Source organism: Segatella copri (assembly GCF_024330485.1).
Taxonomy (GTDB): domain Bacteria; phylum Bacteroidota; class Bacteroidia; order Bacteroidales; family Bacteroidaceae; genus Prevotella; species Prevotella copri_L.
This window is the reverse complement of the sequence record NZ_JANDWX010000033.1, coordinates 1-11,872: the sequence shown is the minus strand read 5'-3', so window position 1 is coordinate 11,872 and position 11,872 is coordinate 1. Positions and strand designations below refer to the sequence as shown.

The 11,872-nt window shown below is 47.9% G+C and carries 8 protein-coding genes and 1 rRNA gene; 6 read left to right on the top strand and 3 right to left on the bottom strand.

Going from position 1 to position 11,872, the window contains the following annotated elements:
- Window positions 1–27 precede the first annotated feature (27 nt).
- The gene (locus NNC77_RS13715) at window positions 28–1,278 is read right to left on the bottom strand and encodes a cofactor-independent phosphoglycerate mutase (RefSeq protein ID WP_118153125.1); all 1,251 of its coding nucleotides are present in this window, start codon (window positions 1,276–1,278) and stop codon (window positions 28–30) included.
- Window positions 1,279–1,299: 21 nt separating this feature from the next.
- On the bottom strand, window positions 1,300–3,741 hold the full coding sequence (gene thrA, locus NNC77_RS13710; protein WP_254970351.1) for a bifunctional aspartate kinase/homoserine dehydrogenase I: 2,442 nt from the start codon (window positions 3,739–3,741) through the stop codon (window positions 1,300–1,302).
- A 272-nt stretch (window positions 3,742–4,013) separates the two neighbouring features.
- On the opposite strand from thrA, the gene NNC77_RS13705 reads away from it, so the two are divergent.
- The 5 genes from NNC77_RS13705 (at window position 4,014) to NNC77_RS13685 (ending at window position 9,087) form a co-directional block, all read left to right on the top strand.
- Window positions 4,014–4,268 (top strand): hypothetical protein, encoded by a 255-nt coding sequence (locus NNC77_RS13705; protein WP_006848733.1) that lies wholly within the window; start codon window positions 4,014–4,016, stop codon window positions 4,266–4,268.
- A gap of 131 nt (window positions 4,269–4,399) precedes the next feature.
- The gene (yfcE, locus tag NNC77_RS13700) at window positions 4,400–4,945 is read left to right on the top strand and encodes a phosphodiesterase (RefSeq protein ID WP_006848732.1); all 546 of its coding nucleotides are present in this window, start codon (window positions 4,400–4,402) and stop codon (window positions 4,943–4,945) included.
- 117 nt (window positions 4,946–5,062) lie between these two features.
- Window positions 5,063–6,742: an NAD(P)/FAD-dependent oxidoreductase gene (locus NNC77_RS13695; RefSeq protein WP_006848731.1), complete on the top strand. Its 1,680-nt coding sequence runs from the start codon at window positions 5,063–5,065 to the stop codon at window positions 6,740–6,742.
- Window positions 6,743–6,755: 13 nt separating this feature from the next.
- The gene (locus tag NNC77_RS13690) at window positions 6,756–8,315 is read left to right on the top strand and encodes an ABC transporter substrate-binding protein/permease (protein ID WP_254970352.1); all 1,560 of its coding nucleotides are present in this window, start codon (window positions 6,756–6,758) and stop codon (window positions 8,313–8,315) included.
- A gap of 31 nt (window positions 8,316–8,346) precedes the next feature.
- A complete protein-coding gene (locus NNC77_RS13685) occupies window positions 8,347–9,087 on the top strand; it encodes an amino acid ABC transporter ATP-binding protein (protein WP_262924898.1) in 741 nt (246 codons plus the stop codon).
- A gap of 164 nt (window positions 9,088–9,251) precedes the next feature.
- Here the strand turns inward: NNC77_RS13685 and NNC77_RS13680 are convergent, their stop codons facing one another.
- The gene (locus NNC77_RS13680) at window positions 9,252–10,949 is read right to left on the bottom strand and encodes a SulP family inorganic anion transporter (protein WP_006848728.1); all 1,698 of its coding nucleotides are present in this window, start codon (window positions 10,947–10,949) and stop codon (window positions 9,252–9,254) included.
- Window positions 10,950–11,609: 660 nt separating this feature from the next.
- Here NNC77_RS13680 and NNC77_RS13675 point away from each other — a divergent pair.
- Window positions 11,610–11,872 (top strand): 16S ribosomal RNA (locus tag NNC77_RS13675); the annotation flags it as partial.

Sequence of the window (11,872 nt, the reverse complement as noted above, 5' to 3'; positions counted from 1 at the left end):
TTGGGGGCTATCATGAAGCCGTTGATTTTAATTGATCGCCATGAAGGCATTCATGAATTCCTGCAGCTGCAGCATGCCGTAACCGCCACTCACGCAGCTTACCTCGTCATACTTCTCTACGCTATCCGGCTCCATGCCAGGGTAATAGATGATGAAAGGCACAGGCTCCTTGACGTGGGTACGGATCTCTACCGGAGTAGGATGGTCGGGGAGAACTGCGATGCATACCGGCTCGTCCCAGGTGCTTACCTCATCGAAGATAGGCTTGATGAGTCGCTGGTCGAGGTTCTCGATGGTCTTCAGCTTCAGCTCCAGATCACCATCATGACCTGCCTCGTCGCTCGCCTCTACGTGAACATAAACGAAGTCGTCGCCATCCTTCAATGCCTGGATAGCTGCGGCTGCCTTGCCCTCGTAGTTGGTATTGGCAAGACCGGTAGCGCCCTCAACGATGATGTTGCGCAGACCGGCGTAATGGCCGATGCCTCGAATCAGGTCTACGGCAGAAATCACAGAACCCTTCTTGATCTGTGGATACATCTGAGAGAGGGTGAGCATGTGCGGACGGTAACCGCCGCCCCAAGGCCAGATAAGATTGGCCATTCGTTCGCCACGCTCCTTGCGCGCCACATTGAAAGGATGGTTCTCCAGGAGTTCCTGACTCTCGAGAATCAGCTGGTTCAGAAGGTCGGCTGTATCACGACGGCTGATGTGACCCTCATCGCCTCCAATCTCCGGCAAGATAGGTTTCACCATCAGCTTATGCCATTCCTCGTTGGGATGATCATGAGGTGGGGCACAGTCGATATGCTTGTTTCCGTGCTTCACCACCAGAAGATGGCGATACTGGATGCCGGTAACAAACTTGACATCAGGATATTTCTTGCCGAGGGTATCGTTGAGATACTTGATGAGCACATCCGCATCTTCCGTTTCCAGGTTACCACCGTTGTGGGTGATAATCTTGCCGTCCTGCACATTGATGATGTTGCAGCGCAGGGCAAGGTCGGTAGGCTCCAGTTCATAGCCGATGCTGGCAGCCTCCAGCGGTCCGCGTCCTTCGTAAACCTCGTTCTGGTCGTAGCCCATGATAGAGCTGTTGGCTACCTCAGAACCCGGATGGAATCCATCTGGCACGGTAACGAGTCTTCCTGTCTTGCCCTTCTTGGCAAGCATATCCATATAGGGTTTGTTGGCGTATTGCAGGAGTGTCTTTCCACCCAGTCTTTCTACCGGGTGGTCAGCCATTCCGTCGCCAAGAATGATAATATGTTTCATCTCTTCTTTTAATGTTAAGTGTTAAATGTTAGCGATACTCATGATGTTGGCGAATACACCGGCAGCAGTTACGCTGGCTCCGGCACCATAGCCCTGAATCATCATAGGGTATTCCTTATAGCGCTCGGTGGTGAGCAGCACGATGTTGTTGGAACCTTCCAGATTGTAGAACGGATGCTCAGGACCTACAGCCTGCAAACCTACGCTTGTCTTGCCGCCATCCAGGGTAGCAACGAAGCGCCAGCGTTTGTGCTCTACATCGAGCGCTTTGCGCTTAGCCTCGAAATCGGCATCGAGCTCAGGAAGTTTCTTCCAGAAGTTGTCGAGTGAACCCTTGAAGTATTTGTCTGGCACGAAGAGGTTCTTCTCTACATCTTCCTGCTCTACGCGGTAACCTGCCTCGCGGGAGAGAATCACCAGCTTGCGAATCACGTCCATACCGCTCAGGTCAATACGTGGATCAGGCTCGCTGTAGCCCTTCTCCTTAGCCAGTCTCACGGTCTCAGAGAATGGAACGACGCTGGAGATGGCGTTAAAGATAAAGTTGAGCGTACCCGAGAGAACTGCCTCAATCTTAAGGATTTTATCTCCGGAGTTGCGGAGGTCGTTGATGGTTCCGATGATAGGAAGACCGGCACCTACGTTGGTCTCGAAACGGAATACTACACCACGCTGGATGGCAGTCTTCTTCAGTTTCTCGTAGTTCTCATATTCGCTTGATGCAGCTATCTTGTTGGCTGCGATAATGCTTACGTTGTGCTCCAGCAGACTCTGGTAGAGGGCGGCCACATCCTTGCTGGCAGTACAGTCTACAAACACGCTGTTGAAGATGTTCATCGCCAGGATGGTATCGCGCAGAACCTCTGGAGTGCTTGGGTCTGAAGTCTTCAGTTCCTCGCGATAGTTTTCGAGATCAATACCATCGCGGTTGAAGATGGCGTTCTTGGAAGAAGCGATACCCACCACGTTGAGCTTCAGTTTGCTGCGCTCCATGAGGTCGGCATACTGGTTCTTGATCTGCTCGATGAGCTTTCCGCCCACGGTACCCACACCGCAGATGAAGAGGTTCAGCACCTTGTATTCTGAAAGGAAGAAACTGTCGTGGAGCACGTTGAGTGACTTTCTCAGATAATCGCTCTTCACTACGAACGAGATGTTGGTTTCTGAAGCACCCTGTGCACAGGCGATGACGGAAACACCGCTACGGCCGAGGGTTCCGAAGAGCTTACCGGCGATACCGGCTGCATGCTTCATATTTTCACCCACGATGGCGATAGTGGCCAAGCCCTTCTCTGCGTGCATTGGGAACATGGCACCATCGGCAATCTCGTTGTGGAACTCATTGTTCAATACCTTTACAGCCTCTTCTACATCCTGCTCGCGCACACCGATAGAGGTAGAGTTCTCAGATGATGCCTGTGACACCATGAACACAGAGATGCCCTCGTTGGCAAGAGCGGTGAAGATACGGCGGTTTACACCAATCACACCGACCATGGAAAGACCGGTTACGGTGATGAGCGCTGTACCGTTGATGGAAGAGATACCCTTGATAGGCTTCTGGTCGCCATCTATCTTGTTCTTGATGATGGTGCCCGGAGCATCTGGGTTGAAGGTGTTCTTAACCTTGATAGGAATATTCTTGACACAAACCGGGTAGATGGTTGGAGGGTAGATGACCTTTGCACCAAAGTTGCAAAGCTCCATCGCCTCAACGTAACTCAGTTCGTTAATGGTATAAGCTGATTTGATGACACGTGGGTCGGCGGTCATGAAACCGTCTACATCAGTCCAGATTTCGAGCACTTCTGCATCGAGGGCAGCTGCTATGATGGCTGCTGTGTAGTCGCTACCGCCACGGCCAAGGTTGGTGGTGCGGTCTGTGTTCTTGTCACGGCTGATAAAACCCGGAACGAGAGATATGCGTGGAATTTCTGCAAAGGCTTCTTTTACCAGTTTGTTGGTCAGCTCGCTGTCGAGTACATGCTTGCCTTTGCCGTTCTTGCGCTCAGTCTTGATGAAGTTGCGGGAGTCGAACCATTTGGCTCCACGAATCAATGTGGCAACAATCTTGGAACTGAGTCTTTCACCATAACTCACGATGGCATCCTGCGTTTTCTCGCTGAGGTCGTGGATGAGGTACACACCAAAATAGATGCTCTTCAACTGCTCGAAGAGGGCATCAACCGATTTGAATAAGTTTTCTCTGTCTGTAGTGTCGGTGATGATGGTATCTATCATCTTGTGGTGGCGATCAACCATGGCTTCGAATTCTACTTTCCACTGTTCATCACCCTGGAGGGCAAGTTGAGAGGTTTGCAAGAGTTTGTCCGTGATACCGCCAAGCGCGCTCACGACAACCACTACACTCTGTTTCTTAGCCTCGTTTTCAACGATACGTTTCAAGCTGAGGATGCTTTTTACGGAACCAACCGATGTTCCGCCGAATTTTAATACTTTCATATGTTCTTGAATTTTACGTTGGTAATGTAATGCCTCCCCCGAAACGACCGGGGCCGAAGCAGAACTTGTGGGCAAAAGTACGAATAATATATCAAACTGCCAAGGATTTTAACAAAAAAGTAGCATATTGTAGATAAAAAAGCTATTTCAGTAGATAATTACAGACTCTTCCTCTCCTTTATACCTTATTATATATATAAAAAACGTTGAAATGTTTGGGTGTTTCGGATTATTTGCTTAATTTTGCCGATGTAATTCAAAGCATTAGCAATATGGTTACAGAAGTAAATAGTAAAAATCAACTCGTTGAACGCAATTTCAAACGAAATGAGATGCTGGCTGAGTATTTCTTTGGTCTTTCAAAGATGGTATGCAGCGGTATTGGAATTGGTGCATTGTCGCCACTGTTTACAGGTGAGGCAATGGGAGTAACTAACTATGTTTGCATGGGATGCGCAGTAATCGCTGCTGCATGTTTTGCTTATGCAGGCAATTATTTATTAAAAGTAGAATTAAAAAAGAAATAATTATGGAAATGTTGACAATACTTTTTGCAATAGCAGCAATCATTGGTGTCGGTTTGGTTATTTGGATGAAATATACTGAATCAGGTAAAAAATGGGTTGAGGGTGAGTATTAATATTTTTTGAATCAAGTAATGAAATATCTTTTATTCTCAGATATCCACGGCTGTTTGCCAGCCCTGGAAAAGGTCCTCGATTTCTTCGAGGCAGAACATTGTGACATGATGTGCATCATGGGGGATATCATCAACTACGGTCCCCGCAACCGCATTCCGGAAGGAATCGATCCTAAGGGTATCGTAGAAAGACTGAATGCGCTGGCAGATAAGATTATCGCCGTGCGTGGCAACTGCGATGCGGAAGTAGACCAGATGCTCCTCGATTTCCCTATCATGGAGACCTATGCCTTGCTGGTAGACGGAGGCAAGCGCTATCTTCTGACTCATGGACATGTATACAATAAGGAAAACATGCCGAAGGGTCCTTACGAGGCTATGATCTATGGTCACTCCCATCTCTGGGAACTCTCTCATAACGAGAAGGGGCAGGCCATCGTAAATACCGGCAGCATCACCTTCCCGAAGGGTGGCAATCCGCCAACCTTTGCAACATTGGAAGATGGTAAGTTCACCATGTATCAGCTGGATACGCTCGAAGTGCTGGCTACAATGGAAGCATGAAAAAGTGAAAGTGAAAAGTGAATTGTGAATGTAATGTGAAATCCGTAATATGGAATCGGTCACTTGTCACTCGTCACTTTTATAAAACTAATCATAAAACTCAAAGTATAAAGTATAATGATTCAAGAGTATCAGATAAGAATTCTGCCCGAACAGGCAGCCAGCGAGGAAGGCATCAAGCGTTATCTCGCCAAAGAAAAGGGATTGGATGTAAGAACGCTCAACCAGGTGAGGGTTTTGAAGAGAAGCATCGATGCCCGTCAGCGCACCATCTTCGTCAATCTGAAGGTGCGTGCTTATATCAACGAATTTCCGCAGGACGACCAATATGTCCATACCGAATATCCGGATGTGAGCAGCAGACCTCGTGTTATCGTTGTGGGTGAGGGACCTGGCGGCCTCTTCGCTTCCCTGCGCCTGATAGAACTGGGATACCGTCCTATCGTGCTGGAGCGAGGCAAGGATGTGCGCGAACGCAAGAAGGACCTCTCTAACATTACCAAGACTCAGAAGGTAGATGGAGAGAGCAACTACTGTTTCGGTGAAGGTGGAGCCGGTGCTTATAGTGACGGCAAACTCTATACCCGAAGCAAGAAAAGGGGAAGTGTAGATAAGATTCTGAACGTATTCTGCCAGCATGGTGCCAATACCAATATCCTGGCAGATGCCCATCCGCATATCGGTACCGACAAGTTGCCACGCGTCATTGAAAACATGCGCAACACCATCATCAAGTGTGGCGGCGAAGTGCATTTCCAGACCAAGATGATTCGTCTGATCCTTGAGAGTGAAGGTAAACTGACGGCACCTGATGCTGCAGCTGGCGATAGGGTGATAGGTGTAGAAGCCGTGAATCTGGCTACGGGTGCTGAGGAAACTTATCGCGGACCGGTTATCCTGGCAACAGGTCATAGTGCCCGCGATGTATACCGCTATCTCGCTTCGGCAAAGATAGATATCGAGGCAAAAGGCATCGCCGTGGGTGTGCGTCTGGAACATCCTTCCCAACTCATCGACCAGATTCAGTATCACAATAAGAGTGGTAGAGGAAAATATCTGCCTGCTGCCGAATATAGCTTCGTTACTCAGGTAGATGGCAGAGGTGTCTATAGCTTCTGTATGTGTCCGGGCGGTTTTGTGATTCCGGCTGCTACAGGACCGGAACAGCTCGTGGTGAACGGTATGAGTCCGAGCAACCGCGGTACTGCCTGGAGCAACTCGGGCATGGTGGTGGAAACTCATCCCGAGGATGTGGCGCAGTTTGTGAAGGAGCATCAGTCTGTCATCGAACAGCAGGAAATGAAGGCGCAGGAGAATGCTTCACTCTTCACTCCTCACTCTTCACTCCAAATGATGTACTTCCAGGAAATCGTGGAAAAGCAATGCTGGCAGCAGGGCAACATGAAGCAGACTGCACCTGCACAGCGCATGGCTGACTTCGTGAACAATCGATTGAGTTATGATCTGCCAAAGAGCAGCTATGCTCCAGGCTTGATTTCGAGTCCGTTGCATTTCTGGATGCCGTCTTTCGTGAGCAAGCGACTGCAGGAAGGCTTCAAGACCTTCGGCAAGAATGCCCATGGTTTCCTGACCAACGAGGCTACGCTGATAGCGATGGAGACGAGAACCTCATCGCCTGTCCGCATCGTCCGTGACCGCGAAACCCTGCAGCATGTCCGCATCCAGGGACTCTTCCCATGTGGCGAAGGTGCTGGTTATGCAGGCGGAATCGTATCGGCTGGTGTAGACGGAGAAAGATGTGCAGAGATGTGTGCTGAGTATTTGAAACAACAATAAACGAATGCCTGGAATGATGAAATACAGAAAAACGGGAAAGTTTAAGCTGGGCTTCTTGACTTTACTCCTGAGTGTGCTCTTCGTGGCATGTGGCTCAGGAGCGTCAGATGCTGACAGGCAAATCAAGAGCAAGACTGATTTGAAGGGGGCTGTGATTGGTGTGCAGCTCGGTACCACTAGCGACGGACTAGCTACGGAGCTGGAAAAGGAAGGTGGCGGTACCAAGGTAGAACGGTACAACAAGGGAGCCGATGCCATCCAGGCACTCCTGCAGGGTAAGATAGACTGCATGGTGACCGATGAGGCGCCAGCCAAGGCATTCCAACGGGTGAACCCATCGCTCCGTATCCTGCCCGAAACCTTCGATGCGTCCTCTTTCGCCATCTGCGTGGCTAAGGATCATGCTGAGTTGCAGCAGTCCATCAATCATGCCATCCGCATTCTGAAAGAGAATGGCGTCATCGATTCCATCATCAACCGCCATCTGGAACGGGGTATAGCCGTGGCTTATACGCCAAAGACTTCTGACGTGAAGAAGATGGGACCGGAAGCGCTGCAGAAACTCGGCTTGAAGACGAGTCTGCGCTTTGCTACCAATGCCACCTTTGAGCCTTTTGAATATTACCAGAATGGCAAGATTGTGGGTATCGACGTGGATGTGGCGAATGCCATCGGCGATGTGATGGGCGTGGATGTCGAGATTCTTGATATGGAGTTTGATGCCATCATCACCTCTGTACAGGCTGGTAAGGCGGATGCGGGTATTGCCGGCATCACGGTTACTCCAGAACGGAAGAAGAATATCGGATTTACGGATTCCTATGCCGATGTGCGACAGGTTATCATGGTGAATTCCAATGAAGGGAAAACAGCTGGTAACCAGCCGGGAGTGATAGATAAGTTTAAATCCTGCTTCATAGATGACAATCGTTATCAGTATCTGTTGCAGGGGTTGGGCAATACGCTCATCATCACCTTCTTCGCCATCATCCTTTCCGTAATACTCGGAACGCTGATAGCTATTGTCAGAGCACGTCATGAACGTAAGGGCGACTGGAAGATTCCGAACATGCTCTGCCAGCTGTACCTTACCATCATGCGAGGCACGCCAACCATGGTGCAGTTGCTCATCATCTATTATGTGGTGTTTGCATCGGCAGATGTCAATAAGATACTGGTGGCTGTCATCGCCTTCGGCTTGAACTCGGCAGCTTATATTGCCGAGGTAATCCGCTCGGGCATCATGTCGGTGGATAATGGTCAGATGGAGGCGGGTAGAAGTCTTGGTCTTTCGTATGGCAAGACGATGCGTCTCATCATCCTTCCGCAAGCCTTCAAGAATGTGCTTCCGGCTATGGGTAACGAGCTTATCACTCTGCTCAAGGAAACCTCTATCAGCGGTTATATCGGACTGGTAGACTTGACCAAGGGTTCCGACATCATCCGAAGCATTACTTACGAAGCGATGATGCCGTTGGGCGTAGTAGCCTGCCTCTATCTCGTTCTTGTTCTCGGACTGAACGCAGGAGTGAGAAGGCTGGAGAAGAGACTGAGAAAGAGCGAAAGGAAATGAGGAATCCTGAAAGGGCAAAAGCTTTAAAACAATGGATAAAATAAACGAAATAATCAAGATAGAAGGACTTCGTAAACGCTTCGGCGACAACGAGGTGCTGAAAGGCATTACCACCTCGGTGAGGAAAGGTGAGGTGGTTGCCATCATCGGTCCGTCGGGTTGTGGCAAGAGTACCTTCCTGCGTTCCATCAACCTTCTGGAAGAACCTACCGAGGGTAAAATCTTTATTGATGATATGGATATCACATCAAGCGATGTTGATATCAACCGAATGCGCCAGAGGGTGGGTATGGTATTCCAGCAGTTCAATCTCTTCCCTAATATGACCATACGCCGCAACATCATGCTGGCTCCGGTAGAATTGGGTAAGATGACAAGGGAAGAAGCTGATGAGAAAGCAACGGAACTCCTGACCCGTATCGGATTGCTGGATAAGGCCGACAGTTATCCCGACAGTCTGTCGGGCGGACAGAAACAGCGCGTAGCTATCGCCCGTGCCTTAGCGATGAATCCAGAGGTAATCCTCTTTGATGAGCCGACTTCGGCTCTCGATCCGGAAATGGTGGGCGAGGTACTGCAGCTGATGAAGGATGTTGCTGCCGAGGGAATGACGATGGTGGTGGTGACCCACGAGATGGGATTTGCAAGAGAAGTGGCCAACCGTGTTCTCTTCTTCAGTGACGGCTATATCACGGAAGACGGAACTCCTGAGCAAATATTCAACCATCCGAAATCGCCAAGACTACAGGAGTTTCTGGGAAAAGTTTTGTAATAGTTGATAGTTAACAGTTGATAGTTAACAGTTCTGTAATAGTTGATAGTTAACAATTTATAGTTAACAGTTACTTGATGACAATAAAAAAAGATGCATTACTGGTATATCCAGCAATGCATCTTTTTTTATTTGATGGTCTACAATCAGTAAACTGTAAACTATTAACTATTAACAGTTTTCTTCTCAATAATCTCTTCAGCACGTTTCAGAGCCTTGCTGATGTGATCTGTGATATTATCCTTGCCAAGAATATTGTAGAAACCAGCCTTTTCCAACTGGGCGTTTACCTTCTCGCAAACACCGGAGAGTACAACCTGAATGTCCTCCTTCTGGCTCATCTCGCAGAGGTTGGTGAGGTTGTGGATACCGGTTGAATCAACAAATGGAACCTTGCGCATACGGATGACGCGTACCAGTGGACGGTCACCGAAAGCTGCCATCACTTCCTCAAACTTGTTACCAGCTCCGAAGAAGAAAGGACCATTGATTTCGTATACCTCTACGCCCTTCGGAATCGTATAGTGCTCCAGGTTGGTTGAGAGGAAGTCAAACTCCTTATTCAAGTCAATCTCATCATCGGTAATAGCTGTCACGTCGGTGGTTTCGCTCATTCGCTTCATGAAGAGCAGACAGGCGATAATCAGACCCACCTCAATGGCTACTGTCAAATCGAAGATGATGGTGAGGAAGAAGGTAATCAGAAGTACGGTTACATCGCTCTTCGGATTCTTCATCAGTGCCAGGAAACTTCTCCATCCGCTCATTCCGTAAGATACAACTACCAATACACCGGCAAGACAAGCCATTGGTATGTACTGGGCAAGAGGCATCAGAAAGAGGAAGATGAGCAGCAGAACTATGGCGTGGATGATGCCTGCAATAGGAGTCTTACCGCCATTATTGATATTGGTCATTGTGCGGGCAATGGCACCTGTTGCAGGAATACCGCCAAAGAGGGGAGAGGCGATATTGGCTAAACCCTGAGCTACCAACTCGGTGTTACTGTCGTGATGATCGCTGATTACACCATCGGCAACAGTTGCTGAAAGCAAACTCTCAATGGCTCCCAGAATGGCGATGGTAATAGCTGGTGATACAAGACTCTTGATGGTCTCCCAATTCATGACTGGTACCTGAGCAGCAGGAAGTTCATTGCTGATAGAAAAGCGGTCGCCGATGGTCTCGATACTCTCAACGCCGGCAAACTGCTTGAGCAGTAAGGCTACAACGGTCATCAGGATGATGGCAATAAGAGAGCCCGGAATCTTCTTGCTGAACTTAGGGGTGATGGCGATAACCACTACGCTTACTACTCCGATAAGGGCACACCAAGGATCTATGGTGTCAAAGCTTTGGAAGTAGACGCCCCATTTCTCCAGAAAATCAGAAGGATTTGAAGTCAACGTCAATCCAAAGAGATCCTTGATCTGGGTCGTGAAGATGGTTACGGCGATACCACTGGTAAATCCCACAACGATAGGGTAAGGGATGTACTTGATGATGGTTCCAAGACGGAGAAGTCCGAAGAGAACCAGGAACAGACCAGCCATCAGTGTCGCAATCGTCAAACCTTCCATGCCATATTTCTGGATAATGCCATAGATGATAACGATGAATGCTCCCGTAGGACCACCAATCTGCACTTTGCTTCCACCGAAGATGGAGATGATGAGACCTGCTACAATGGCGGTGATGATACCCTTTTCAGGGGTTACGCCAGAAGCGATACCGAATGCGATGGCCAGAGGCAGGGCTACGATACCAACGATGATACCTGCCATGAGGTCAGACATGAATGTTTTCTTGTTGTATGTCTTTAAACAGGAAAACAAACTCGACTTAATTGCTAATGCCTTCATTTGAAAGTTTTAAAATATATGTAATTAATCTTGTTATCCGTTAAAACGTGTGCAAAGGTACTATATTTTTTTTAATTGGCAAAATGTTTTTCTGAGTTTCTCCCTTTTCTTCGATAATATTCTTCTTCGTATAGTAATATTCTTCTTTGATAGATATATTCTCCGGATAATGCTTTTCTAGTTGAATCCTGATTTCTTTTCGGTCTTGGAATATGAGTACAATATTATTAATGCGCTTGCGGGTGTGCGCCCGCACATGCAGGCAGGCGTATGCATGTATAAAATAAAGTGTAGTGGTAAGAAAAACTCCAGAAAGTCTTTATAAGTGTTAAATATGCACCGAGATCTCAACTTTTTTGCGAAAAGATTTGGTGGAATGAAAAATAGTTAGTACTTTTGCACTCGCTTTTGAGAAATACGGTTTCTCTTAGCAACTAAAGAAAGAGTTCTTTGAAAGATTTTACATAAACAGACAAGTAGTACAAGAAGCGGTTAACTTCTTATAATTAAGAAAGTTGACTGGGTAAAAGAAACGAACCGTCAAGCAATTGACAAGTCAGGTTTACTAAGCTTCAATAAACGAAAAGGATATTCGTCCTAAGTACAGACAACAAACACCGATTGCTTCAGCAATGAGGCAAGAAGTAAAAATGATATTTTACAATGGAGAGTTTGATCCTGGCTCAGGATGAACGCTAGCTACAGGCTTAACACATGCAAGTCGAGGGGAAACGACATCGAAAGCTTGCTTTTGATGGGCGTCGACCGGCGCACGGGTGAGTAACGCGTATCCAACCTGCCCATCACTTGGGGATAACCTTGCGAAAGTAAGACTAATACCCAATGATATCTCTAGAAGACATCTGAAAGAGATTAAAGATTTATCGGTGATGGATGGGGATGCGTCTGATTAGCTTGTTGGC